Raw genomic sequence first — 22,913 nt, 5'->3', positions numbered from 1 at the left:
AGACGGGAAGTGCTATTGGGGGCAGGAGCACCTTGGCGCACGCTGGCTACGCAAATAGTTATCCCCAAACCTCCCGACGATTCCCCTTTGTGCTCAGACAACTGCCACGCTAACATCAGGCTATCACTGTTTGGATAGCCAGTACTGAGTAACAGCGTTTGGCCAGCCTAGCCCGGCGGGGCGAAAAGCTGACGCCACACCCGCCTGGCAGACCGATCCATTCAGAGCGAGGGAAAGTCCGAGAGGGTGTTTAAATGAGTGAAAACAAGAAGGCTCAAAATGCGCGGGGACTTAGTCCAAGTCCGCTCGTTATTCAAGATACGCAACCAGCCCGCTGGGCTCCAGGGGTTGAGGTCGACTCCAAGGAAGACTACGACCGCTTTACTCATCAGTTGGCACTGGAACTTCTGGACGAATGCACGCCTGTACACATTGCAGTGGTCGCGGCCCAGCACATGATGTTCTCGGACTTACTGAGCCGTGCTCTGGACGAAAGTCGCCGTGCCCTAGACGTAAGTCACAGACTTAATCGCGCAAAAGCTGCTGTTAGCGATGCGAAGTTAGAGTCATATCGCGAGCGCCTTAATGATTTGAGAAACAACTGGAATGATTACACGGACATTGCAATTGACTTTTATAAGAAGAAAACATGGGGAGCAGTTGGAAAAAAACGACATGCGGAAACAACAAAGATGAAGGGAATTGCTCTTGCTCAATGGAATGAGCACGGCGCCAATGTCAGTAGCATGTCTGCCTTTGCTCGTGCTCGGCACAAGGAGTTCGGAGTAACTGAACGTACTTTGTACGAATGGATCAGAAAACACCGTAACGCGAAGTCTTAGCTCTTACGGTCTACGCGCACACTGTACAGTCTGCGCGCACACTGTACAGTCTGCGCGCACGCTGGACTGCAAGAGACCGCTCACAAACGCCAGCATTGCCATCGTTCCCCACAACGCCTCAGGAGGCGTAGAAGATGGCAAGCACAATCAGCACCACCCCACCCCGCCGCTTTATCAAACGCCAGGCCGTTGAAGAGATCACCGGCCTGTCGTGCTCCGAGATCTATCGCCGGATCGCTGCCGGTACTTTCCCAACGCAAGTCACCCTTGGTCCTAAATCCGTTGTATGGGTTGAGTCTGAGGTAACCGCATGGTGTGACGCTCGCATTGCTGAATGTCGCGGGGTGGCTGCATGAGCCACGTCAACGACGGCATCACCACCTGCCAATTCGGCAACCACGTCCTGGCTTTCGATGACTCCGGCATGATCAACGCCAGCCTGCTGGTAAATCCGCTTCGCGTGGCGCAGGTCAAAGAGTTTTTCCGCGCCACTGGCGTTATTGATGAGGTGGCCGATCTGGTCAAGAGCTCGGGCCGTATGCTGCCACCGCAATGGCTCGATCCTCATTACGCGAGAGCTAACCGCAAGGATCTCATTCTTTATCTAGGCAAGATCAATATCCTTCGAGAGGAACCGGGCTCGGTAGGCGGCCATGTCCCGGCAGCACCTGGCGTACCTGGTTCGGGCGTGATCAACCTTCGCGCCGGATTGTGGGTGCGGCATGAGCTGGCTGTCAGGCTGGCCCGTTGGGCAGAGCTGGGACAAGACGACTCGCGCGAAAGCCCGCTGGCCAACTTCGTAGAACAAGCCCTGGCAGATCAAGGCAACAAGCCGATCAAGGTGTGTGCTGCGATAAGTGCTGCCAACGTGCTTTTCGATCAGGTGAGCCCGGCGATGCTAGCCAAACTTCGCGCCATGGATCAGCGCATGATCGAGGATGGCCTTTCTGCTGTAGACCGTTTCGACATCTTGAAAGCCCTGGTCGATCTGCCGTCCACTGCCGAGGCCTAACCCATGAAAAAGAAAAAGGCCGACCCGAAGGCCAGCCCTAAAAATACGCAGCCCAATAATACCAGTGCCGAGGCGCAACGCGCTCGTCTTCTTGAGCGTCTGCAGGAAGGCCCGGTTAGCACGATCGAAGCGCGCCGTGACCTGAACATTCTGATGCCGGCCGCTCGCGTGAAAGAGCTACGCACTGCCGGTCATGTGATCCAGACGCACCGTATGCGTTTGCATGATGACCAGGGGCGCCCTCATAGCGGTGTCGCCCTGTATCTGCTCAGTAGCGTGCCGGCGAACAGCGAGGCATCAGCATGATTCAGATACAGCGATTCGAGCGAAACACCCGAGGCCACGACTTCGCAGTTGGCGATATTCATGGGCACTTCAGGGCGCTGATGCATGCTCTCGACCGGATCGGCTTTGATCGGTCCATCGACCGCTTGTTCTCGGTCGGCGATCTGGTGGACCGAGGTCCAGATAGCCCTGGCGTCGGTCGTTGGCTTGATCAGCCTTGGTTCCATGCGGTGCGCGGCAACCATGAGCAGATGGCGATACAAGCAGCTCAGGAAGCGATGGAGCAAAGTCTGTATCTGCGCAACGGTGGTGGCTGGTTTCTGGACCTCTCCTCAGATGAGCAGCAGGCCATCGCCAAGAAGCTCGCTGATTTGCCGCTGGCCATTGAGGTCGATACGCCTGCGGGGCTGGTCGGCCTGGTCCATGCCGATATCCCCTACGACAACTGAAAGACCTTCAAGGACTGCCTCGCACACGGCTCGCCGGAGGAACGCGACCAAGTGCAAGCGCTGGCCCAATGGTCCCGCCATCGCATAGACGAGCAGGCTCAGACGGTCATCCCTAACGTGCATGCCATGGTAGTCGGCCATACGACGGTTCGCCGGCCTGTGGTGCTCGGCAACGTTTACCACATCGACACCGGTGGCTGGCTCGAGCATGGCTATTTCACCCTGCTGAACCTGACCACCCTCGAAGCTATTCCACCGATTCCGGCGAAGCTGGATTGGGAGGCTGCATGAGCACTCGCATAGTTCCACTCGACTTCAATGGCCAAGCGGTGCGTTTCAACGCTGACGGCTGGATCAATGCCGGCGACGCGTCGGCTCAGTTCGGCAAGCGTGTTGACCACTGGCTGGCAAATGCCGAAACCCAGCAGTACATCGAGGCGCTGGCCGCCGCCTTAAATACCCGAGATTCCAGGGATTTGATTCATTCCCGCCGTGGCCGTGGTGGTGGAACCTGGCTACATCCGAAACTGGCCGTAGCCTTTGCCCGCTGGCTGAATGTCGACTTCGCTGTCTGGTGCGATATGCGAATCGACGATCTGCTGCGCGGCCAGGGGCAGGCCTGGACCAACACCAGACGCGAGGCTGCCATTGGCTATCGTGCCGTGTGTGATGCAGTGCTGCTCAACTGCGAGGCCCGGGGCAAAACGCCCCAACGGCACCACTTCATCAATGAAGCTCGGCTGATCAATGAGGTAATCACCGGCACGTTCGCCGGTCGTGATCGCGATCAGCTCAATGCCCGTGAACTGGAGATCGTCACCCTGGTGGAACTGCGCGACTCGGTGCTGATCGGCCAGGGGCTGGCCTACAGCGAACGGAAAGCCAACCTCCTGCAATACATGCAGCAGTTGCTCAGCAAGCGTATAGGGAGGGACGCAGCATGAGCGCCAGTCGCCAACGTTACGCTACCTGCAGATCCCGCAATGCTTCGGGGTGCTTCACCGCAATGCGCAGCAGTGTCTTGGCTGCGCCGGACGGTGATCGCCTCCCCTGCTCCCAGTCCTGCAAGGTGCGCAAGCTCACGCCCAGCAAGTCAGCAAAGGCGCGTTGTGAAACGCCAACCTTGGCCCGTGCCTCTGCCACCGGCGAAAGCTCCACTTGCGTGGCGTGCATCGCCTTGCCCGCTTTCATATCGCGGACAGATCGCAGCAAATCCGCCTGGAACTGCTCAAGCTCTTTATCCATGATCGATTGCCTCTCTCAGTTGGTTCAGGAAGGCCGCCGGCAGATTATCGAACTTCGCCTTGGTGTAGGCGATCAGCAGCCAGATATGGCCTTCAGCCAGCGCGTTGTAATAGATCACCCGCGCGCCACCACGTTTCCCCATGCCTGCGCGAGACCATCGAACCTTGCGCAAGCCGCCCGTGCCGGGGACCACATCGCCGGCCAGCGGGTTTGCAGCCAACCAGGTGATGAACTCTTCACGCTCACCGTCGGCCCAGATGGGACCGGCGTAGCGCTGGAACACTTCCGTTTCGAAGACCGTATACATGGTGAAGATAGTACGGCAATGCCGTATTACATTCAATCTACCACTCGCCAATCTGATGGTGCAGTCGCGCTTGCCTTCCCTGAATTTCGGCGCTATCGTTCGGCCGTCGCGGTCAATCCCGCGGCCGACCTTGGCCGGTCGAACATCGTTAGGCGCACAAGCGCCCTCCATCCGATTGCAGGCGCTTTTTTTGTGCTCGCAGCATCGTGTTATGGCGGCTGTGCGTGGGACACCTTCGGGTGTGCCGGGTGCCTAACGTCCCGGTCGGCCAACCCGCGTACAGCCGTCACCATTCCTTGCTTGGCCGCAAGCGGTGGCGGTTCCTCAACGTTAGGAGCTGCACCCATGTACACCCGAAATCCGTCTGTAATTCGCTGCCGCGCCATTGCTCACCGAGCCATGGCAATGGCCGCACTTCGCTCCAACACCTCCCGCCGTCATCGTCAGGCCCGTTACGAGAACCACATTCGCCAGGCTCGCGAGCTTGACCAAGTGGCCCGCCAGTACCTGATCGAAGTTCTCGACGCCACCGGTGCCGCGGCTGATCGGCATGGCCCTTTTCCTGAAACCACTCGCCTGAGCGATCTGCAGAACAACCACCCCGAAATGGCTGGCCGCAAGCTGCGCGCTCTGGAGGTGAGCCATGCGTAATCAACTGACGGTCAGAACCAGCATCATTCCAGAGGTGAAGTACTCCGCTGTCGGCCTGCTCGATGGCCACGCTGTAGACGTGCACGCCTGGGGCAAAGAGCGCGTAGTCGTCAATTTCGGTATTGGCAGCATTGCCCTGTCGCGCGCTGCGGTAGCTGAGCTGGTTAAGCACCTGGACGAAGCGATAACTGCTTCTGGAATGCAAAGTGTTGGAGGTGAAGCATGAGCGGCTTTCCAGGCGTGTATCCAATCGAGGGCGAGGTGCTGCAGGACGCAGCTCTGAGCCCGAAGGAAATGAGTTCAATGAACTTCGCTCGGGAGGAGTTCGACAAGCTGTATGCCCTTTTGTGGCCAATGCTCAGCCCGATGTTGTGTCGCGAAGAAAAGACAGTCGCCTCTGATATAGCGCGACACCTTGAGCAGGTCCGTATCTTCAGCTCCAACTTTTGCTGGAGGCATCGCCACATCGGCCGTGAGCATGATGCTCAGGAGGCGAGCCATGTGTAATGCTGCCCAGGGTCAGGAACACAAGCCGCGCCGTCCATTGGCAAAGCACAAAAAACGGATCAGAACCAGGAAAGATTTAAGCTTCACACGCATGGACCCTCACCCGCATTTCCCAGGGCGCGAGCTATTCACTAACTGGGTCACCCCGGACTCCGACAAAGACACTATATGGAGTGACGAACTGGATATCGGACTGGCCATGTCGGTAGAGATTGCCGAGCTAGCTCGCAGTGACATGCGCGAGGCCTATCTCGCGGTCCAATGCGCGCTTACCTCTGAAGCCTGGAGAACCGAAGGGTGGGGCCAGGAGTACGGCTTTGCTAGTGGTGTCGCGGTTCTGGCTATGTTCGGTCTGCAGTATCTGGAAGTTCTTGGTGAGCCTTTTGATCCCGAACGTCAGCAGCAAAACTTGCTTAAACGCAAGATGGGAGTTCGCGAAGCCATTGCAGCGGCTGGCCTGGAGGTAAAGCCATGAGCCCGCTTGAAGAAATTATCGGTCACCTTCCAGAGCTAGAGCGCAAAAGGCTGGTGCGAATCTGCGACGCGATGACTCGTCGTGTGGTCATCGCTGACGGGGAAGCCTGGGTTCCTGTTACCGACGTGATTCAGGCGTTGACGGAAGTTGGCGCGGTCGAAGCGCTCAAGCGTGAGGCATCTGTATGAGCACCAATTGGAGCGACCTTATCGGAAGCCCGCGTTTGTTTGAGCTGATGCCTGAAGATTCAGAGTCGCGGAAAAAGGCTCATGAAGCGTCGACGCATTACATTGCTCAGCTCGCAATGGGAGTGTCAGGTATCGGCAATCTGATGGCCTGCACTGCTTCCAACACCGAGACCGGCGTTTGTGAGGACTCCATCGAGAAAGTTGGCTGGATGCTGATCGCCGTGGGGGATTTGATGATCCGCCTGAGCGACATCGCCGAAGCCTCCTCGCCCTAGCGTACCACCACCGTGAAGAACTTCCCGCCCCGCGCAATCGCCGGGGTCGGGATCGGCTTGCCCGCAGAATGCTGTAAGGAATGAAATTGGCTAGAAATCTCAGAAAATCCAAGGGGCGCGAAGAGTCCGGAACCTATGCTGGCATCCCGCACGCGGTGATGGACAGCGAGGACTTCCGGATGCTGAGCGGCAGCGCCCTGAAGGTGTTAATGGGATTGTTGCGCCAGTATCGCGGAACCAACAATGGTGACCTTAGTGCCTCATTCACTCAGGCTAGGGACTGGGGCATGAACAGCCGAACCACCCTGGCTAAATGCTTGGAAGAGCTGCAGGCCAAGAATCTCATCCTTCGCACTCGGGAGGGGCGCTTTACGAAGCCAGGTGGGTGCTGCGCGCTCTATGCGATCACTTGGCGAAAGATTGATGAGTGTGAGGGCAAGATCGAAATAGGGTCGACGGTGACCGCTCCACGCAAATTCAGCTTGGAGCGCGCTTCAGAAAGAACAAAAAACCCAGTCCAGAAAATGGACTCAGTGCGTCCAGAAAATGGACTCACGACAGCGAATTAACCAATCCATAAATCCACCATCGGTCCAGAAAGTGGACGCATGGGGACGCTTCACTTAGTCCAGATTCTGGACTCCTTTATATATATACCAAGGGCGTAGCCCTTTCCTCTTCCTGCTCTACAGCTCTGCCCAAGCTCTACAGACACCCGTGGTCATCGCGCGGCAACTGAGCGGACTGGGAAATGGCACGACAACGTCATGCGTGATGCTCGGCGCCTGGTGGCTGAGGTTTCCTCAATCTGAGGAGACCTGTACGTCCATCCGCAGAATGGACAGATGCACCCTGAGCTCCTTCTGAGTCAGCGCAACATCCTGGCGATGCTGGCTGACCTGAAAGCCGATGTCCTCAAGTTTGAGGATATCTACCGCGACGGCAGATACCGCGCAGCACCGAAGCGTCGGCGTGAGCGCAAGGCTACCCCCCGCAAATGGCGCACCCGGTGAAAATGGCGCAGGGGCGCGGGGCAAAAGGCGAGTTTTCTGCATACCAGATTGCGGGTTTTCTGCATCCTTGTTTGCAGGTTTTCCGCAAACTGGATTGCGGGTTTTGTTCGCCAAAAAGGCGCAGGAGGGTATGGTGAATATCTCCATGCCTCGGTCGAAGGCCCGCCAGGCCTGCCGTGATCCATCTTCCACCAATGGTGGAAGTTAGAAATCACCGTACAGGTCGAGGTACAGGTCGAGACTGCCAATTTTGGTAATTTCGACTGATCGGCACCGGCCATTCCAACCCACGAAAAGTCGTGGGTTAAAACGTGATCAGCAGTCCCGATAAATTCGGAACAGCTCCCGAGAAAGTCGGAGTGTGATTCTGGTCAGCAGCAGAGATGCATCCAAAACTGGACGCATCGGACTTCATATTCTGTCTCGGAGACAGGGTTGGGAACTCACTCAGTCTGAGGCCCCATACACCAATGATATGCGGCCTTGGCAAGCTGGATTTCTGAATCGGGCATCGACTTGAGAGCGTCCAGCTCCATGCCTTTGTCAAGGCAGGTGCCAGCCACTTCCAACAGGCCATCGCCGAGGGCTTCTGCGCGAGCTACGTGCCGGTTGATATCTTGCTTGGATTGACCCGTAACAGAGTCCGTGTCTGCGGCAAACTGCTTTTCATGCTGCTGACCAGCCTTTCTGCCGTCGAGAAGACTGGTGGAACAAATTGTTCCACCAGCCGCCAAGGGTGGGAAAACTTTTCCCACTATGTCCTGTCGCGGCTAAAGTGGGCGCATTCCGCCCACTTTGCGAGGCTCGCATCTCCCAGATCTCCTTGTGCCGCCTCGCCCGTCAGCTTGAGGTGGGACAACTTGTCCCACCTCAAAACCATTGCAACATCCCTCCATCGGTGGGCAGATTTCGTCCACCTTCGCAACAGGCGGCTCAAGTTGAGCCACCTGTTGAGGGTTCTACAGAGTTTCTGGGGCAGTTTGTCCGGAAGCGTTTTCCCAGTATTCCGTATTCCCCGCCAAGGGTGGGCGAAATCCGCCCACCCTCTGGTTCCCCGATCTGTCCTCGCTAAAGTGGGACAACTTGTCCCACTTTGAGAGGCTCGCATTTCCCATATTTCTTTGCGCCACCACGTCCGCCAGTTTGAGGTGGAACAAATTGTTCCACTTCAAAACCTCTTGTCGAGGCAAGAAGGTCATTGCCTAGGGCTTCGGCGCGCGCTACGTGACGATTGATGTCTTTTTTTGTCTGCCCTGTGGCGTTGGCGGTATCGGAAGCGAACTCCGTTGGCCTCCCCGGCTTGCGCGGAATTTCGGGACAATTTGTCCCACTATCCCCCGCCTAAACCGGCCGAACTTTGGCCGGTTTCTCTTCCTACCTGGCGCATATCCCAGATTTCCTTCCGCCGCTTGATCGCATACGAGCGTTGCGATGGGTTCAATTCGGCCCGGTACAGATTTTCGTCGTGGTTAGCGCACATACCTGCATCACCCATATGGCTACGCAGCTTCCAGGGACGGCCAAGAAAGTGGTCGGATTAACCGGTTACCAGGCAAAGCAGGTGAATTGATAGCCTGCAGGACCGGCGAAAAAGTGCAGGTGTTGTAAAAATGTGCAGGTCCAGCATAAATGTGCAGTCGGTACCGACGCATCCTGGCCGGAGATCGGTCAGCCGGCTTTGACGATCCTCAAGCCACCAAGCCATGCTTCGCTCATAGTCGAGCAGAGGGGTGCAAAAATACTGCATCCCTCCCCTGTTCAGGTTAAGCAGGTCGCCACGCGCAGCTTGGCCCAGGATCTTCAGTATTGGTTGAGACACTCCCCGGGCACCCTTGCCGATGCGTTTCATTTTTTAGTGAATGCAATACTCCGATTTCAAATCGGGGAAATGCCCTTGCGCTTGATTCCCCAACTCCGGGGAATCAATGCTGCGGACTGAGGTTCACAGAAGATGGCTCAGATCTGAGCCATGCCGGCGCAAGGGAGTGAATCTGTTTCACACCCTAGGCGTAAAATCCGGAGTGCCCCTGATGGTTCATCACTCACGGTGATCAACAGGCCCTCTTGAAGAGGGTCTGTTCTGCGGCCACCACAATGCCGGCCATGGAATGTCACGCCACGTTGTCACGCTGCGCTCTAGCGAGTGAGGCGTTTTGGTCTCAGTGAGATGATTCAGTCGCACTGGGCCGGAATTTCAGTTCAGCTAGAGCCGACTGAGCCGGTACGCATCGAGGTGGTACGCAAGGCGGTACGCAGCGACAGGCGCTTAAATTTGACGCAGGATCACGTTTAGAATTTCCAATTGCATCGGCAAGGGCTGTTGAATGTGTCCGGTGACGACAGCATCGAAGGTGCCATCAGATCGGCCGGGGAGCTTTACGCAAACTGCTATTTTCGTAGCAGTTTCCAGCTCGCTCACAACCTCTGCTATCAGCCGCTGTCTGGACTACATGCCAGTCAGACATCATTTTCCGGTTTCAAACCGGAGAACCCAAGTTACCCGCGCATGAAAGGCATTTCGGCCATCTTCTTTTTCAGAAGGAAGATGGGGCCAGCGCCCCGGCACTGAGTATCAAATACCCCGTTTCTGGGGCATTTAGACGCGCGAGGCTAGATCGTTGCTGGCAAAGCGCCTCTGAGGTGTGTGGTTGAAACGATCGACGTGAAGCCAAGGGCAAGCATGGCATGCTGCGATCTCGCGGAGAGCGACACTCCAGAGCAATGTAGAAGGTCGACGTCATTGAGAGCTGATGCGCCAAGCAATTGCTGACGCAATCTCAGCATCCCTGAAAGAGATGCTGTTACACCCTTCGATACTTCCCCCATTGGGGGAAGTTGCTCGGTATCCACGCTGGTATCCACGGATACCAGCAGTTTTGCCCAGGCTTGTGGCACTGTCGGAAACTTGGATACACCACGAAACGCGCACCTGTCGTGCCGGGCATGGTGAACATCACCATCCCTTCGAGGATTGCGGAACAACGAACGGATTACGGTTCACTGAACAGACGATCGCGCAGATCTGCGCCATCCGTCCTCAGGTTGAGGATGGATCTTGCCGGTCGACATGAGCAAATCTGCTCAAATCTGGCCTGGAGGATGTCCGAGTCAGACCATCTGATCCGACTCGGACACTTCTGGCCGATTCGGATCAATAGGTCAGTCTCGATGAGTCTATGCGGAGACATGTTGGCCCTGCTCGTTGAAGCGCTCAGGCTCAAGCGCATTGCAATGCTTCGCGCCCACAAGCAGAATCTGCACGATTCGCGGCACTAAAAACCAGCGTTTCAAGGCTCAGCTCTGCGGAAGATCAGGCTCAAAAGTCCCCCAAGACATCAGCTATGCCGACCATCACAAGGACGTAATCATGAAGCTACATGTTCTCGCTGCACTTTTGCTCACCGCAGGCTCCGCTATCGCAGCCGAAACCCCTCTCGCGGTCCCCAGCGACACAAAGGCCAGCTATACCATCCTCGAGCGCGACACCAAGGGTAACGAGCGGAAGATCACAACCAAGCGTGTCGGTCCGAGCGGCACAAGCTACTCACAGCGCCTCTACAACTGCTCTGCAAACACCGTCAAATATCTGGGCGATGGCGATACTCTTGAGGAAATGAAAGCCTCGAAGCCGGACGACAAAATGGCTCCGATCGTTCAGGGTGCAATCGCCTATTACGTTGGCCAGGCCGCCTGCAAGTAACGCAACTCCTGCTGGCGTATGGAGGCGCTCTACCCTATGACGAAATCACGCATGGTCGTCTGTATTGCAGCCATGGCCACCCTATTCTTCTATGGCATCTGGCAAGCAATCGATTCCTCGCTCGAGCTATTGCATGGCCTGGATAGTGGATACCTCACTCTCATGGTTGAGAATCACCTCCATAAGCGCTTCCGATCGGATGATCCAGGAGCGTTTCAGGTGATGGCTGTCATGAAGGTGATCGGGATATTCATCACGGGGATACTGACCCCACTCGTTGCCGTCGCTGCGTCGACCAGAGTCATTAAGTCCTACAAGCGCAAAGCGTACGGAGGCGCACCGCATGCTCGTACTCTCACGCCGTGAATGCGAAGAAATTCACCTGTCGATTGCGCCAAGCGCCAATGCTGAGCAACTCTTGCAGAAGCTGGCTCGCGATGGAATTATCATCCGCCTAGGCGAAACGTCAGGGAGCCAGACCAAGGTGGGGATCGAAGCGCCTATGGAAATCCTCATACTGAGAGATGAGGTGGCGATACGGAATCGTTCATAGGCCGCGTCATCTGGCGAGACGGGGATTTGTGGAATCTCCTGGAGGTGGTAGCGGCCTGTAGATTGTGGCGATCTAGAGTCACCACAATCAGAGAATCGTATCGTGGCCAAGATGATGCCAAAAAGGCATCATTCACATGGACTGTGCACGGATCCACAAATAAGGAGATTAAGGTGTCAAAGGCAAAGACGGCCGGAGGAGAAAAAGTGAAGATAGAGGATGCTCTTCATTTAATAGGCAAGTTAAGCAAAGAAGATGAAGTTGACTGTTACCTCTACATTGGTGGAGTCAAGAGGCTAGGCTACGAGCGCTTTTCAGAGGAAGCAAAGCGCCGCAAGCACAAAAAAGCCTATCTCTTCTTGTCTACCTATGGGGGTGAGCCAGCTACCGCCTATCGGATTGCGCGAGGCCTGAGACACTACTATGAGCACCTGACAGTTGTCGTTCCGGCTTACTGCAAGAGCGCTGGAACCTTGCTCGCGATAGGCGCAGACCACCTGATAATCTCAGATAAAGGTGAGCTAGGCCCGCTGGATATGCAGCTAAAAAAACCGGATGAACTGTTCGACATGTCTTCCGGTCTAGACATTACACAGGCCATGGCATTTCTGAGGGCCCAGTCTGCAGAGATTCTCAAAAGCAATCTGGTCGATTTGAACGTGAAGTTCTCAGTCACCACCAAGACAGCTGCAGATATCGCCACTAAGCTAGCCATAGGCTTGGTTTCACCGATATACGCCCAAATTGATCCCTATAAGATCGGGGAGTCGCAAAGGGCGATCAACGTTGCTTTTGCCTACGGGAAGAGACTCAATGACAAGGTTAAAAACCTCAAAAGTGACGACTCGCTGAAGACGCTCGTCCTAGAGTACCCAGATCATGGGTTCGTGATAGATCGCAAAGAGGCGTCAACCTTGTTCAACAAGGTCAGCGCCCCTCAGGGGCTTTTGAAAGAGATAGCAGATGCGCTGTTCCCGATCTGCAAATCGCCAGGAGGCAATCCAATTGTCTTTCTGATTCCAGAAATAGAGCAATCTGACGAAGATGAGAGTACCGAAAATGTCGAGAAACAGCCCAAAACCTCGGAAGGAAGCGATGATGCTGGGTCTGATAGAGCAACTCCACATAGAGGAGGCGCCGCGGTACCCAGAGCAGGTAGTGGAAAGCGGAGAGCAAAAGACCATCCAGGAAGCGATGGCGGATCTGCTTGAACAAGTAAGCTCAACCCAATCGTTGGGTCAGTGTGAGGTGTTCGATATCATTCAGTCTCAAGTCGACGCCTCAAAGCGTTTTCCAGCGCCTAAAGCCATAGACTTCAGCGTCTAGAGAAAGCCCCGCTCATGCGGGGCTTTTCATTTCTGCCTCACGGCCTCTTCCGCTCAGGCGCTCTCCTCTCTGCATCCTGCTCTGCCTCAGCGTACGAGCTGAACGGCCCCGCCGCCACGCCCTCCCCTGTGAACACCACCCAGCCCTTCGCGTTCTCCATGATCTGGTAGCCGTTCACGCGACGAATATCTGGTCCTCTCCTGTTCATACCTGCCCCCAGAATTGGGAGCAGTGGCCTACTACTACAGCCGAAGTAACCGTAGCGACCTCGGCCGTCTCACTGCTCTGACGGTACAAAATTTCCCGCGCTGCCCTCGCCAAAAGCGGCTTGCAGACCATTTTCAGTCACATAACGTCCCTTCAAATTCCTATTTGAGGTGGCTCGGCATGGCGACAGTAACGACGATTACCGATGGCAGCGAAGGCGATCTGGCGCAGATCAAGCGCAAGAAACAGAGCTCCTTCGACATAACCAATACTCCGCTGGATAAGAACGGCCTGCGTCCCTCCAGGCTCGAGGACGCCATGCCTGGCTCGGCACGCGCTCAGCAGATGCAGCAGCAGTACCAGCAGCCGGTAGTCAAAGGCACGCCTCAGGGCAATGGATTGGGCAGCGGCCTGGCGAACCTCGGCAACGGGATCGTCAACACTGCTGTGGGAGCGGCAGAAAGCCTGCTGGCCGCTCCCTTCGATCTGGCTCGCAACTCTGCCACTCGTCTGGTTGGCGGTGATCCTGCAAGCCTCCCTGGTGGTGAAACGGCATTCCGTGATACCGCCTCGAACCGGCTGAACCGAGGGCTCGACCAGCTTTCCACCACTGGTGATCACCTCTCCAGCGCCGGACGCTCGCTACTCGGTGCGAGTCGTCTTGAGGATGGTTGGCTGCTGTCTCAGCAGCAACAATCGCCAACGGCGAGCATGATGCCCGCTGCCACTTCACCGCAGGCTAATCAGGCGCCAGCACGTAAATCATCGCTGCGCGACGCCAACCTCTACCACAACACCTCAGTGGACGGGATCGTCGGCCGGGTGAATGCCAACGGCGTGACCGAGTTTTCGAATGCTCCAGCAGATCGACAGCAGGCCGCCAGCCTAGAATCGCTCCGTCCGGGCGGGCCGTTGCAAAAGCCGGCTCCGTCCAGCCTGAACTCGCTCATGCCTGGTGGCCCAGATGCGCCATCTGGCAATGGCAGCTTTGCGTCTCTCGGCTCGACACAAAACCTCGGCAACGGCGTCGGCACCTTCAGTCAGATGGACCCAGGAACCAGCCAGCTCGCCATACAGCGCTTCGAACGTGCCAACCAGATTCGCCGCGACCAGGCCAACCAGAGCCGCCTGGAAGACGCACTGCTGCGCCAGGACCTGGCCAACAGCGTTACCATCGTCCGGGATAGCAGCACCGCGGAAGGCCGCCGCCTAGCTAAGTCCGACCTGCGCCGCGACGCACTGATGAGCACGCAACTACAGGCCAACGTCGATGCCGCCCAGGGCGTGATCACCAATGAGCGGGCTCGCCGTACCGGGGCTCTTGAAGAAGACACCAAGACCCTCGAACTGCAATCGCGCCAACGAATCGCCCAACTGCAAGCACTGGTCGCAGATGAGCGTGTTCCTCAAGCCCAGCGTGAACGTGGCCAGCAACTGCTGGATGCGCTACGAGGGCCTGACAAGAATCAGTATCAGGCCATCCAGACCATTATCGGCACCGATGCGATGGGGCAGCCGATCGTTGGCCGCGACGTTGTGGACACTCGAAATAATCGCCTGCTTGGGCAGTCGCTCATGCAACAAGGTGGCGGAATCGCAGCTGATGCCAGGGCGATCGCTATCCGCGACAACGCCAGCCTGACGCGCGAACAGAAGGTCGCTCAGCTCCGAGCGCTGGGGTACAGCCAATGACCTCAATCGATGATTTCCTGGATGGTAAATCGGCATCCAGCGCCAGCGGCATGGCAAGCTCCGGAATGTCGCAGATCGACGATTTCTTGGGGCCTGAAGAACCTCAGGAGTCATCGAGCATAATCCGCAGAGCGGTGGGCGACACCGGTCTATCCCTCCTGAAAGGCGCAATTGCCATACCTGAAACAGTAGTCGGCCTGGCGGACATCCCCACCGGTGGACGTGTCGGAAAATCGCTCGAAGAGCTGGGCTTCCGGCCCCGAGAAGCCCGCGAGATGCTCGACGACTTTTACTCGCCCGAACAGAAGGCCGCGAATGCTCGCGTTCAGGAGGCTGATGGTTTCGTTGATACCGCCAGTGCGATGCTGAGCAATCCCAGCACCATCATCCACACTGGCGTTGAGGCAGCGCCTTCCATGTTGGCCGGCGGCATTGCTGGCCGAACTATTCGCGCGCTCCCTGCGATTGGCCAGAAGATCGCCCCCTGGGCTGCTGGCGCGATTGGCGAGGGAATCGTTTCCGCTGGCATGTCCGCCGAGAATATCCGGCAGCAGACGGACGACGGCCTGCTCACCCCTGAGCAATCAGCACTGGCGGCCACCTCTGGTGCGGCGACAGGCGTTATCGGTGCTGGTGGTGCGCGACTGGCGCAACGGTTCGGAGTTGGCGAACTCGATACGCTGCTGGCCGGCGGCACGACCCGGGCAAGCGGCAAGAGCCTGCCACGTCGGGTCGCTGAAGGTGCATTGATCGAGGGCGGCCTGCAGGAGTTGCCACAATCCGCACAGGAGCAAGCTCTGCAGAACATCGCCCTGGACCGCCCAACGTGGGATGGCGTTGGCTCGGCCGCTGCCGCTGGCTTGATCACCGGCGGCGTTATGGGTGGCGTGGTTGGCCCGCTCGGCCATCGTCAGAGCGCCGCCCCCGCAGCACCACCTACAGATCAGCAGGCTCCGGCCGGGCCAATCGCCCGTGCAGCAACGATGGCGCCCCGCCGGGTCAACGATACACAACGTGCCACGTTGCTAAATGACCTGCCCGGCGATCAACAGGCCAGTTCAGGTTATCGCCCCGCAGATCTGGAAACAGCGGTTGCTCAGCAGCTTTTCCACACTGAAGTGGACGACCAGCAAACCGGCACGCTGAAGTTTTACCGCCGAGATCCCGATCTGCAGCGCATGGTCGAGGTATCGGAGCGCGATGCACTCAACGCTGCTCGCAGCTACATCGAACAATCCCGGCTGACTGGCGACGACCCGTCCGTGCCGCGCGACCTTAACCGGCTACTGCCGGTGGTCGAGCAAGAGTCCGGCCCCGGTCAAACCGAGTCGATCACCCCTGCTGCAGCTTTCAATCCTGGCGAGCAGGTGACCTGGGCGAATGCCGATTTCGATCAACCTGTTCAGTTCTTGGGCTTTGAGCCAGAGCCGGGCGCGGATGGTCGCCTGTATGCGTCTGTTCGGCTGGCTGGCCGTGATGGCTACGTTCCTGCCGATGAGCTACGCCCGCGACAACCGGAGCAGCCGCCGCTGGCCCAGGTGGATTTCGACAGCGGACCGCAGTCCGTCGATCAGGTGCGGATGGCTCCGCTTTCGGCCAACGAACTATTGCCCACCGTGCGCGCTCGTGCGACTGCTAATGAGCCGCTTGATGCTCAGGTTATTGCCCGCGAGCTGGGTGTTACGCACGCTGCCGCTGAGCAGGCCGTGCGTGGTGTTCAGGCAGAGCAGCAAGCTGTCTCGCGATCCTTTCCAGGAAAGCCCGGAGCCAATGCAGCACTGAGAGGCCTGCTCAATCCAGAGGCCTTCGAGGTTGTCAGGGCAGGCCAAGGCGACTGGCGCATCCAGCAGCGGGCCAGCTCGACCGATGCCATCGATCGCTTCCTTGATGGAGAGTCGAGTCCTGAGCAGCAGAGTAACGGGCAATACTCCAGGGCCAGCTATCGCCAGCCGTCACCAGGCAGCACACGTGCCGATGCCCTCCGCACCCAGGTCGCCGAGCTGACCTCTGGATGGAAGAACGCACCGCCTGTAGAGGTGGTTCAGTCCGTCGGCCAACTGCCTGCTGATCTGCAACAGCAGGTGCAGCGCGATCGAGCATTTGACCTTGAAGGTGCCTATTCCGGAAACACCGTCTACCTGGTGGCCGACAACCTGAGCAACCAGAAGCATGCTGCGTTTGTGCTCCAGCATGAGGTACTGGGACATGCCGGACTTCAGGGGGCTTATGGTTCCAGGCTGCGACTGAAGATGCTGGAAATCTATAACGACCAGCCAGGGATCAAGGCTCAGGCCGATCAACTGATGGAGCGCTTCGGCTATAGCCGCGAGGTAGCCGTCGAAGAAGTGCTGGCGGACCTGGCGGCCGACGGCACCATCCGACAGCAAGCATTCTGGCCGCGCCTGGCCACAGCCATCCGAAACGCCCTACGCGCGATCGGTTTGCGTATGACGTGGAGCGATACAGATATCCAGGCGATGCTGGCCAACTCTCGCAGGTACATCACCGGTCAGCGCCAAGGCACGAGCCAGCCCGGGACCGACGCGGCTCGCTACCGCCGTGTCGATCAGCGCATTGGCGATGCCTTGAACCGGATCACCGGGCCACGCCCGCTCGACCCTAACGATCCCTTCGCCGCGGAGAACCGCCGCCTTCGCGAGGACGACAAAACAATCTGGGCCAAGGCCAAGCAGCAATTGCGCCGGCAGTTCGCGCCTGGCGGTCTGCTGCCTGAGGCAGTATTCAGCGAGAAGATTCGCAGAGACAGCGAGTTCCAGGCAGTGGAGTTCGACGTGCGTCACATCGCTGGCGGGCTTGAGCAGGCTGTGAAGGCTGACTTCGGGAAATCGATCGACAAGCTCTCAGCCGAGCAGATGACCACGCTCGCCGACGCACTGGCTGGAAAAGTCGATCCAAGCCTCCCAGAAGCCACCCGCACCGCCGTTGTCACCATGCGGCAGTACATCGACAGTCTGTCCGGCGAGTACATCGGCATTCTCCAGCAGCAGGTACGGGACAAGCTGGACGGGGCTGATCCTGCTCTGATCGACAAGATCACCGGCAACCTGGGCAGCTACGTCCACCGCAGTTATCGCGCTTTCGATGATCCGACTTGGTACCGGAACGTCCAGACTGAAACCGTCAACGCAGCGCGTCGCTACCTGGCAGCAAGCTATCAGGAGCAAGGCAGCGACGTTACTGAAGCCAATCGCCTGGCTGACGTGGTGATAAATGAGATGCTCAAGACCGGCACCGCCTACGACTCCATGGATGCGTTCATCGCAGAAGGGAAACTGGGCGCCAAGGATCTGAGCGTACTGATCAAGCGCAAGGAGATTGCTCCGCAAATCCGTGCGCTGCTGGGTGAGTACACCGACCCGCGCCTGAACTTCGCCAAGTCGGCGACCAAGATGGGGCGCCTGATCTGGAATCAACGCTTTCTGGATCGAGTGCGGGACGTGGGGCTTGGCACCTTCCTGTTCGAGGGCAAGAACCGGCCGGCTGCCGCAACCTCGCAGATCGTCGGTGAACAATCTGACTCCTACTCGCCGCTCAACGGCTTGTGGACTTTCCCTGAGGTGGCGCAGTCCTTCAAGGATGCCCTGGGCAAAGAGCAGATGAGCGACCTGTATCGCACCATCGTGCGCCTGAACGGCATGGTGAAGTACGGCAAGACCATCCTCAGCCCGACCACCGCCATGCGTAACTGGCAATCGGCGATGTTCTTCAGCCTGGCCAACGGTCACTTCGACCTGACGCAGATGAAGAAGAGCTGGGCGGCTTTCCGCGAGCAGGTCACGCAGAACGCCAAGGGTGATGACCTCGCCTACCTGCGCAAGCTCAAGCAGTTGGGTGTCGTATACGACACGCCCTATGCCGGCGAGATGATGGACCTGCTGCGCGATGCGCGCATGGATGAGTTGCTGAGCAGCAAGACCGGTACCGGGATCAAATACCTGCGCAAGATGAACCAGGTCGCTCAGGGCTTCTATTCGTTCGGCGATGACTTCTGGAAGATCATCGGCTTCGAGAACGAGAAGGCAGGCCTGATCAAAGCTGGCATTCCCAGCGCCCAGGCCGAGCTGATGGCCGCCGAGCGCATCCGCAATACCTACCCGACCTATTCGATGGTAGGCCGCGGCATCAACTGGTTGCGCCGATTCCCACTGGCCGGTTCCTTCGTGAGCTTCCCAGCCGAGATCATCCGCACTTCTGCCAACATGCTGCGCCTGACGGCCTCCGACCTGAAGAGCAACAACCCGGCTATCCGCACGCTGGGCATGAAGCGTGCTGCAGGCATGGCGCTGGTATCGGCTGGTTTCTATGCGCTTGCCGCAATGAGCAAGGCGGCATTCGGCGTCGGTGATGACGAGGAGGAAGCCGTCCGCGATCTATCGCCGCCCTGGCAGCGTAACTCCACCTTCCTGTTCACCGGCCGTGATGCAGACGGGAAGCTGCGTTACTTCGACATGAGCTTCCTTGACCCCTACGGCTACTGGAAGCGGCCGATCACCGCCATGCTGCGCGACCAGCCCTGGCAGCAGGCCGCCACCAGCAGTATTGGTGACATGCTCTCCCCTTTCCTAGGAACGGATATCGCCGCCGGCGCAATCTTCGAGGTCATGTCCAACAAGAAAGGCAGTGGTGGCCAGGTCTACCTGGAGAACGGCGATCCGGTTGATCAGACCTTGGATATTGCCAACCACCTGCGCAAAGCACTGCAGCCTGGCTTCGTCAGCAATGCCGAGCGTCTGCTGCTCGCCGGCAAAGGCGCTCGCCGTGAAGGGAGCGGTCAGCCCTATGACATGCGTGACGAACTGGTCAGCCTGCTGGGATGGCGCGCATCCACGCTCGATACGCAGACGGCACTGTTCTATCGGTCCTTTGAGTTCACCGATGCACTCGGCGATGCCCGCAAAACCCTGATGCGCACCGTGCGCAGCGCCAATCAGGTTTCGGATAGCGACATTCGCAGCTCACGGCAGGCCGCCGAGCAGCAGTACGAGAAAGCATTCAAGGAGATGGGACGCCTCGTCGCGTCGGCGAAGTCTGCCGGCATGGGGGCGCCCCAGATCGTCAGGACACTTCGACTGAGCGGGATCAGCCAGGCCAACGTCATGGCCTTGATGGCCAACCGGGTACCGCCACTGATGATCGGCACGCAAACCCAGGCATCAGCCATGAAGCAGGCTGCGGCAATGCAGGGCCGAGATCAGGCTGTCGAGGTCGCAAGGCGCTTCGCCGTAGCCAGGGCTGCCAGCAACTGACGCTCCAAGCGTTACTTCACCGTTACCAAGAGGGCAATGTCATGCAGAACGAGTTTTCAATGAATGCCGAAGTCACGCTTGTGGCGCCGGTGACCAAGACGGCAATCGAGTGGGCTAAGGAAATGGGCATCAACTGGGAGACCGTAAAGCGCCGTCGCTACCGTGGTTGGGCGTGGGAACAGGCTCTTTCTCCTCGCCGTCGCAGGCTGCCGATCATGGAGAAGAATGCATGAGCGCCCAGAAACTGAAGCTGCATCGGCATCAGGTGGATCAGCTATTTGCCGAGTGGCGGACGAAGGCCGAGCAGTTGTCCCAGGAGATGAACGAGATTCAGGCCTCTGGTGGCGATCAGCGAAAACTGGCGGCATTCGCTGATTGCGCCGCGAGACTGAGTGCGCAGAGCGAAAGGCTCACCGAACTGATCAAGGTCGACATCGGACTGTCACTCGCCGAGGAAAAGCACCGCAGGGCAATGCAGATCAATGGCTAAGCGCAAGAAAGAACCCGACTGGGAAGCCATTCAGGCCAGCTATCGAGCGGGCCAACTGTCCGTGCGTGGCGTCGCCGAGCACCACGGTATCAGTGAGAGCACTTTGCGCAGTCGAGCGAAAGCCTGTAACTGGTCGAGAGACCTTACAGGGCCAGTAGCAGCGGCCACTCGGGAAAAGGTTTCGCGCATGGTTTCGCGCACCTCCGACGATGCGCAGGATTTGCGCAACGACGAGGAAATTATCAGCGCCAAGGCCGATGAGGGCGCAGCCGTAGCGTTTCGGCACATCACATCATTGGCCGAGTGGGAACAGACCGCCAACCGCGTGCGTGCGAGTCTCAAAGATATGGAGATCAACGCGGACAACTATCTCGACGTCACCAGGGCGATGAACACCGGCATCGACGCGCAGTTGAAACTGATCAGCGCCCAGCGCAAGGCATTCAACCTGGATGCGCTGCACGAGGAGAGCTACGAAGACAGGCTGATGCGCGTGCTTGGCGTCGAGGCGTTTGATTGAGCGCTGCCCCCTTCAGCGGAAACACTGTTTCCATCGAAGGAAACACCCTCACGCGGGAACTGGGGCCGATATTGGCGGGGTTCGGACTTCTGGTGCGGTCGTGCAACCTAGCCAGGTTGCCAATTGGTGGTTGCCAGCCTGGTTGCCACGAACAACCCCGCCTGATCCAGAGTGCAAATTCCGCTACTCAGTGTTGGTTTCAACACACTGTGGCGTTTTCAACACACTCTGACTCACCGGAAGTCTCAAAGCCCCCTGCGAAACCGAAGTGGGATTTCCTCACTTTGGTTACAGCCACTTGTGATTCAGTCACATTACATAACCACCGCCGAGATATTCCGAGCGGGGGTGAATCATGTCGTGCATGGCAGAGGCTGCAACTACGGTGCGTGTACCACGCCTGGCGCATAGGCCAACTACCTGCGCCGGCGCGACGCTGGTGACGATCAACGGCCAGACCTACCCGGCGATAGAGTGGGCTGCGCGCCGGGGGTTGAAGTGGCAAACCGTGAAGATGCGCCGCATGCGGGGCGACAACTGGGTCCAGGCGCTGGAGCCTGAGTTACGCAGATCGAGTTGGATGGGTTCTTGGATAATGAAACGGGGCCGTGAAACGCTACACCATCTTGAACAGACCGAGCACTGCCTAGGTGGTGCCTAGCCCGGTGCAAGTATGGTGCCCGGATGATCGCCCACCAGGGTGTAGGGATATGCCCATACCTTGAGGTGTTGCTATGACAGCAACACCCAAGGCCTACATCTGCGCTGGCGGTGGACCAATCAACTGCACTTCGGGTGCGCCCATGCATCTTTCAGTACCATGGCAACTAGATCATTCTGCTGGCCAGCCTGATAGGCCGCCCAGTCGACATACCACAGCTTCCCTATTTGTTCACCTAGGATGATGCCGTTTCTGAGGTAATTGCGAATCGCTTGAGGGCAAGGTGGGGTTCCATTCTCCCCCCCAGCGCCGTCGGCGAAACTCGCTGATTTTGATCAGTTCGGTCTTCATTTGACTTCCTGCTGTGGAGCCATAAAAGGGCGCTTCGGCTCTTGCAGAAGCCCCATATCTGCGCATAGGATGCACGCCCTCGAATCGCAATATCGCCTTAACGGGATGGGGCATTTTGCTTTTTAGGGGCATATTTAGGGGCATGAAGCCAAGGCCGCAATGGCTGAGGTGAGAAGCCAAGCGGCCTACAGGGAAAGCTTCGAGTCTCTCCCGGACCACAAATTTCTTCTTGCAGCCATCGGGCTGTAACCTTTCTTCCCATCATCTGCACCACTCGCAATAGGTCTTTGCAGAATCGCGCAAAGCCACTGAAAACGTAGCCTCCGAAGGGGTTGGCAAACGAGTTTCAGTTAGCGTAGAGTGTGCCCACTGTGTTTGCATGGGTCGCCTTGAATCGTGACCTGGTGCAGTAGATCCTAGATCCGCTACATCCCGCTCGACTTCTCTTACTCTCTGCAACCAGTCCCAGCCCTCTTCGCGCATTCGCAAGAGGCTGTCATCAACTCTAGTTTCAAGGAAATAAGACATGTCGAATCGTCAAACCGGCACCGTTAAATGGTTCAACGACGAGAAGGGCTTTGGTTTCATTACCCCCGAAAGCGGTCCGGATCTGTTCGTGCACTTCCGCGCTATCGAAGGTAATGGCTTCAAGAGCCTGAAAGAAGGCCAGAAAGTCACCTTCGAAGCCGTGCAGGGCCAGAAAGGCATGCAAGCTGACAAAGTCCAGATCCTGGGCTAAGTAGCGGCTCCGAAAGCCCCTGATGGCAACATCAGGGGCTTTTTTGTGCCTGCGTTTTCTCTAGCCGTTGATCGCCGTCATGGCGCCTCGCGACCGCGAAGGCGAAAATCCCCCATAACCACGCGGTATCGAGCCCGACTCGCCCACTCTCTTGCAAT

Annotated in this window: 27 protein-coding genes and 1 pseudogene; 24 read left to right on the top strand and 4 right to left on the bottom strand. The window is 57.8% G+C overall.

What is annotated here, in order from left to right:
• The first annotated feature begins 254 nt into the window (after positions 1 to 254).
• The 7 genes from ACSZPK_RS21270 to ACSZPK_RS21240 all read left to right on the top strand — a co-directional run bounded on the left by ACSZPK_RS21270 (position 255) and on the right by ACSZPK_RS21240 (position 3,532).
• Complete coding sequence (locus ACSZPK_RS21270; protein WP_437883543.1) at positions 255 to 842, top strand: hypothetical protein; 588 nt, start codon at positions 255 to 257, stop codon at positions 840 to 842.
• A gap of 134 nt (positions 843 to 976) precedes the next feature.
• A complete protein-coding gene (locus tag ACSZPK_RS21265; RefSeq protein ID WP_437883542.1) occupies positions 977 to 1,198 on the top strand; it encodes a helix-turn-helix transcriptional regulator in 222 nt (73 codons plus the stop codon).
• Positions 1,195 to 1,854: a hypothetical protein gene (locus ACSZPK_RS21260; protein WP_437883541.1), complete on the top strand. Its 660-nt coding sequence runs from the start codon at positions 1,195 to 1,197 to the stop codon at positions 1,852 to 1,854. Before ACSZPK_RS21265 ends, ACSZPK_RS21260 begins: the two co-directional genes overlap by 4 nt.
• 3 nt (positions 1,855 to 1,857) lie before the next feature.
• Positions 1,858 to 2,160: a helix-turn-helix domain-containing protein gene (locus ACSZPK_RS21255; RefSeq protein WP_437883540.1), complete on the top strand. Its 303-nt coding sequence runs from the start codon at positions 1,858 to 1,860 to the stop codon at positions 2,158 to 2,160.
• Complete coding sequence (locus ACSZPK_RS21250; protein WP_437883539.1) at positions 2,157 to 2,588, top strand: metallophosphoesterase; 432 nt, start codon at positions 2,157 to 2,159, stop codon at positions 2,586 to 2,588. Before ACSZPK_RS21255 ends, ACSZPK_RS21250 begins: the two co-directional genes overlap by 4 nt.
• Before the next feature lie 51 nt (positions 2,589 to 2,639).
• Positions 2,640 to 2,879, top strand: a complete 240-nt coding sequence (locus ACSZPK_RS21245; protein ID WP_437883538.1) for a hypothetical protein — start codon at positions 2,640 to 2,642, stop codon at positions 2,877 to 2,879.
• A 38-nt stretch (positions 2,880 to 2,917) separates the two neighbouring features.
• Positions 2,918 to 3,532, top strand: a complete 615-nt coding sequence (locus tag ACSZPK_RS21240) for a KilA-N domain-containing protein (protein ID WP_437883537.1) — start codon at positions 2,918 to 2,920, stop codon at positions 3,530 to 3,532.
• Positions 3,533 to 3,548: 16 nt separating this feature from the next.
• Here the strand turns inward: ACSZPK_RS21240 and ACSZPK_RS21235 are convergent, their stop codons facing one another.
• Entirely contained in the window at positions 3,549 to 3,833 is a 285-nt protein-coding gene (locus ACSZPK_RS21235; RefSeq protein WP_437883536.1) for a helix-turn-helix domain-containing protein, read from the bottom strand.
• Positions 3,826 to 4,140, bottom strand: coding sequence for a transcriptional regulator (locus ACSZPK_RS21230; protein WP_437883535.1), 315 nt, complete (start codon positions 4,138 to 4,140; stop codon positions 3,826 to 3,828). Before ACSZPK_RS21230 ends, ACSZPK_RS21235 begins: the two co-directional genes overlap by 8 nt.
• 405 nt (positions 4,141 to 4,545) lie before the next feature.
• On the opposite strand from ACSZPK_RS21230, the gene ACSZPK_RS21225 reads away from it, so the two are divergent.
• The 7 genes from ACSZPK_RS21225 to ACSZPK_RS21195 all read left to right on the top strand — a co-directional run bounded on the left by ACSZPK_RS21225 (position 4,546) and on the right by ACSZPK_RS21195 (position 6,805).
• Complete coding sequence (locus ACSZPK_RS21225) at positions 4,546 to 4,791, top strand: hypothetical protein (RefSeq protein WP_437883534.1); 246 nt, start codon at positions 4,546 to 4,548, stop codon at positions 4,789 to 4,791.
• The gene (locus ACSZPK_RS21220) at positions 4,784 to 5,017 is read left to right on the top strand and encodes a hypothetical protein (RefSeq protein ID WP_437883533.1); all 234 of its coding nucleotides are present in this window, start codon (positions 4,784 to 4,786) and stop codon (positions 5,015 to 5,017) included. Before ACSZPK_RS21225 ends, ACSZPK_RS21220 begins: the two co-directional genes overlap by 8 nt.
• A complete protein-coding gene (locus tag ACSZPK_RS21215; protein ID WP_437883532.1) occupies positions 5,014 to 5,298 on the top strand; it encodes a hypothetical protein in 285 nt (94 codons plus the stop codon). Before ACSZPK_RS21220 ends, ACSZPK_RS21215 begins: the two co-directional genes overlap by 4 nt.
• Positions 5,291 to 5,773 carry a hypothetical protein gene (locus ACSZPK_RS21210; protein WP_437883531.1) on the top strand — a complete coding sequence of 161 codons (483 nt, stop codon included), beginning with the start codon at positions 5,291 to 5,293 and terminating at the stop codon, positions 5,771 to 5,773. Before ACSZPK_RS21215 ends, ACSZPK_RS21210 begins: the two co-directional genes overlap by 8 nt.
• On the top strand, positions 5,770 to 5,961 hold the full coding sequence (locus tag ACSZPK_RS21205; protein WP_437883530.1) for a hypothetical protein: 192 nt from the start codon (positions 5,770 to 5,772) through the stop codon (positions 5,959 to 5,961). Before ACSZPK_RS21210 ends, ACSZPK_RS21205 begins: the two co-directional genes overlap by 4 nt.
• The gene (locus ACSZPK_RS21200; protein ID WP_437883529.1) at positions 5,958 to 6,236 is read left to right on the top strand and encodes a hypothetical protein; all 279 of its coding nucleotides are present in this window, start codon (positions 5,958 to 5,960) and stop codon (positions 6,234 to 6,236) included. The genes ACSZPK_RS21205 and ACSZPK_RS21200 overlap by 4 nt, the downstream gene beginning before the upstream one ends.
• A gap of 86 nt (positions 6,237 to 6,322) precedes the next feature.
• Positions 6,323 to 6,805: a hypothetical protein gene (locus tag ACSZPK_RS21195; RefSeq protein WP_437883528.1), complete on the top strand. Its 483-nt coding sequence runs from the start codon at positions 6,323 to 6,325 to the stop codon at positions 6,803 to 6,805.
• Positions 6,806 to 7,039: 234 nt separating this feature from the next.
• On the opposite strand, the gene ACSZPK_RS21190 is transcribed toward ACSZPK_RS21195, so the two are convergent.
• Positions 7,040 to 7,396: a hypothetical protein gene (locus ACSZPK_RS21190; protein WP_437883527.1), complete on the bottom strand. Its 357-nt coding sequence runs from the start codon at positions 7,394 to 7,396 to the stop codon at positions 7,040 to 7,042.
• Between the two features lie 3,220 nt (positions 7,397 to 10,616).
• On the opposite strand from ACSZPK_RS21190, the gene ACSZPK_RS21185 reads away from it, so the two are divergent.
• The 9 genes from ACSZPK_RS21185 to ACSZPK_RS21145 all read left to right on the top strand — a co-directional run bounded on the left by ACSZPK_RS21185 (position 10,617) and on the right by ACSZPK_RS21145 (position 21,004).
• On the top strand, positions 10,617 to 10,949 hold the full coding sequence (locus tag ACSZPK_RS21185; RefSeq protein ID WP_437883526.1) for a hypothetical protein: 333 nt from the start codon (positions 10,617 to 10,619) through the stop codon (positions 10,947 to 10,949).
• Positions 10,950 to 10,985: 36 nt separating this feature from the next.
• Entirely contained in the window at positions 10,986 to 11,315 is a 330-nt protein-coding gene (locus tag ACSZPK_RS21180) for a hypothetical protein (RefSeq protein ID WP_437883714.1), read from the top strand.
• Positions 11,293 to 11,502: a carbon storage regulator gene (locus ACSZPK_RS21175; protein WP_437883525.1), complete on the top strand. Its 210-nt coding sequence runs from the start codon at positions 11,293 to 11,295 to the stop codon at positions 11,500 to 11,502. The genes ACSZPK_RS21180 and ACSZPK_RS21175 overlap by 23 nt, the downstream gene beginning before the upstream one ends.
• Positions 11,503 to 11,675: 173 nt before the next feature.
• Positions 11,676 to 12,713, top strand: coding sequence for an SDH family Clp fold serine proteinase (locus tag ACSZPK_RS21170; RefSeq protein WP_437883524.1), 1,038 nt, complete (start codon positions 11,676 to 11,678; stop codon positions 12,711 to 12,713).
• A 502-nt stretch (positions 12,714 to 13,215) separates the two neighbouring features.
• Entirely contained in the window at positions 13,216 to 14,727 is a 1,512-nt protein-coding gene (locus ACSZPK_RS21165; RefSeq protein WP_437883523.1) for a hypothetical protein, read from the top strand.
• Positions 14,724 to 19,994 carry a hypothetical protein gene (locus tag ACSZPK_RS21160; protein WP_437883522.1) on the top strand — a complete coding sequence of 1,757 codons (5,271 nt, stop codon included), beginning with the start codon at positions 14,724 to 14,726 and terminating at the stop codon, positions 19,992 to 19,994. Before ACSZPK_RS21165 ends, ACSZPK_RS21160 begins: the two co-directional genes overlap by 4 nt.
• Before the next feature lie 41 nt (positions 19,995 to 20,035).
• A complete protein-coding gene (locus tag ACSZPK_RS21155; RefSeq protein WP_437883521.1) occupies positions 20,036 to 20,227 on the top strand; it encodes a hypothetical protein in 192 nt (63 codons plus the stop codon).
• On the top strand, positions 20,224 to 20,484 hold the full coding sequence (locus ACSZPK_RS21150; protein WP_437883520.1) for a hypothetical protein: 261 nt from the start codon (positions 20,224 to 20,226) through the stop codon (positions 20,482 to 20,484). The genes ACSZPK_RS21155 and ACSZPK_RS21150 overlap by 4 nt, the downstream gene beginning before the upstream one ends.
• Complete coding sequence (locus ACSZPK_RS21145; protein ID WP_437883519.1) at positions 20,477 to 21,004, top strand: hypothetical protein; 528 nt, start codon at positions 20,477 to 20,479, stop codon at positions 21,002 to 21,004. The genes ACSZPK_RS21150 and ACSZPK_RS21145 overlap by 8 nt, the downstream gene beginning before the upstream one ends.
• A gap of 780 nt (positions 21,005 to 21,784) precedes the next feature.
• Here the strand turns inward: ACSZPK_RS21145 and ACSZPK_RS21140 are convergent.
• Positions 21,785 to 22,016 (bottom strand): annotated as a pseudogene (locus ACSZPK_RS21140) (hypothetical protein).
• A gap of 526 nt (positions 22,017 to 22,542) precedes the next feature.
• Between ACSZPK_RS21140 and ACSZPK_RS21135 the strand changes: the two are divergent.
• On the top strand, positions 22,543 to 22,755 hold the full coding sequence (locus ACSZPK_RS21135; protein ID WP_187807541.1) for a cold-shock protein: 213 nt from the start codon (positions 22,543 to 22,545) through the stop codon (positions 22,753 to 22,755).
• Positions 22,756 to 22,913: the final 158 nt, after the last annotated feature.

Origin of the sequence: Pseudomonas sp. LRF_L74 (assembly GCF_965644255.1) — a bacterium.
Classification (GTDB): Bacteria; Pseudomonadota; Gammaproteobacteria; order Pseudomonadales; family Pseudomonadaceae; genus Aquipseudomonas.
The sequence above is the reverse complement of the archived record's forward strand: the minus strand, read 5'-3'. Positions and strand labels throughout refer to the sequence as shown.

Coding starts and splice junctions, on each gene's coding strand:
- ACSZPK_RS21250 (WP_437883539.1), top strand. CDS start 2,157: ATGATTCAGATACAGCGATTCGAGCGAAACACCCGAGGCCACGACTTC.
- ACSZPK_RS21235 (WP_437883536.1), bottom strand. CDS start 3,833: ATGGATAAAGAGCTTGAGCAGTTCCAGGCGGATTTGCTGCGATCTGTC.
- ACSZPK_RS21200 (WP_437883529.1), top strand. CDS start 5,958: ATGAGCACCAATTGGAGCGACCTTATCGGAAGCCCGCGTTTGTTTGAG.
- ACSZPK_RS21225 (WP_437883534.1), top strand. CDS start 4,546: ATGGCCGCACTTCGCTCCAACACCTCCCGCCGTCATCGTCAGGCCCGT.
- ACSZPK_RS21220 (WP_437883533.1), top strand. CDS start 4,784: ATGCGTAATCAACTGACGGTCAGAACCAGCATCATTCCAGAGGTGAAG.
- ACSZPK_RS21180 (WP_437883714.1), top strand. CDS start 10,986: ATGACGAAATCACGCATGGTCGTCTGTATTGCAGCCATGGCCACCCTA.
- ACSZPK_RS21175 (WP_437883525.1), top strand. CDS start 11,293: ATGCTCGTACTCTCACGCCGTGAATGCGAAGAAATTCACCTGTCGATT.
- ACSZPK_RS21255 (WP_437883540.1), top strand. CDS start 1,858: ATGAAAAAGAAAAAGGCCGACCCGAAGGCCAGCCCTAAAAATACGCAG.
- ACSZPK_RS21265 (WP_437883542.1), top strand. CDS start 977: ATGGCAAGCACAATCAGCACCACCCCACCCCGCCGCTTTATCAAACGC.
- ACSZPK_RS21145 (WP_437883519.1), top strand. CDS start 20,477: ATGGCTAAGCGCAAGAAAGAACCCGACTGGGAAGCCATTCAGGCCAGC.
- ACSZPK_RS21160 (WP_437883522.1), top strand. CDS start 14,724: ATGACCTCAATCGATGATTTCCTGGATGGTAAATCGGCATCCAGCGCC.
- ACSZPK_RS21150 (WP_437883520.1), top strand. CDS start 20,224: ATGAGCGCCCAGAAACTGAAGCTGCATCGGCATCAGGTGGATCAGCTA.
- ACSZPK_RS21190 (WP_437883527.1), bottom strand. CDS start 7,396: ATGGAGATATTCACCATACCCTCCTGCGCCTTTTTGGCGAACAAAACC.
- ACSZPK_RS21230 (WP_437883535.1), bottom strand. CDS start 4,140: ATGTATACGGTCTTCGAAACGGAAGTGTTCCAGCGCTACGCCGGTCCC.
- ACSZPK_RS21210 (WP_437883531.1), top strand. CDS start 5,291: ATGTGTAATGCTGCCCAGGGTCAGGAACACAAGCCGCGCCGTCCATTG.
- ACSZPK_RS21155 (WP_437883521.1), top strand. CDS start 20,036: ATGCAGAACGAGTTTTCAATGAATGCCGAAGTCACGCTTGTGGCGCCG.
- ACSZPK_RS21185 (WP_437883526.1), top strand. CDS start 10,617: ATGAAGCTACATGTTCTCGCTGCACTTTTGCTCACCGCAGGCTCCGCT.
- ACSZPK_RS21135 (WP_187807541.1), top strand. CDS start 22,543: ATGTCGAATCGTCAAACCGGCACCGTTAAATGGTTCAACGACGAGAAG.
- ACSZPK_RS21165 (WP_437883523.1), top strand. CDS start 13,216: ATGGCGACAGTAACGACGATTACCGATGGCAGCGAAGGCGATCTGGCG.
- ACSZPK_RS21260 (WP_437883541.1), top strand. CDS start 1,195: ATGAGCCACGTCAACGACGGCATCACCACCTGCCAATTCGGCAACCAC.
- ACSZPK_RS21270 (WP_437883543.1), top strand. CDS start 255: ATGAGTGAAAACAAGAAGGCTCAAAATGCGCGGGGACTTAGTCCAAGT.
- ACSZPK_RS21205 (WP_437883530.1), top strand. CDS start 5,770: ATGAGCCCGCTTGAAGAAATTATCGGTCACCTTCCAGAGCTAGAGCGC.
- ACSZPK_RS21215 (WP_437883532.1), top strand. CDS start 5,014: ATGAGCGGCTTTCCAGGCGTGTATCCAATCGAGGGCGAGGTGCTGCAG.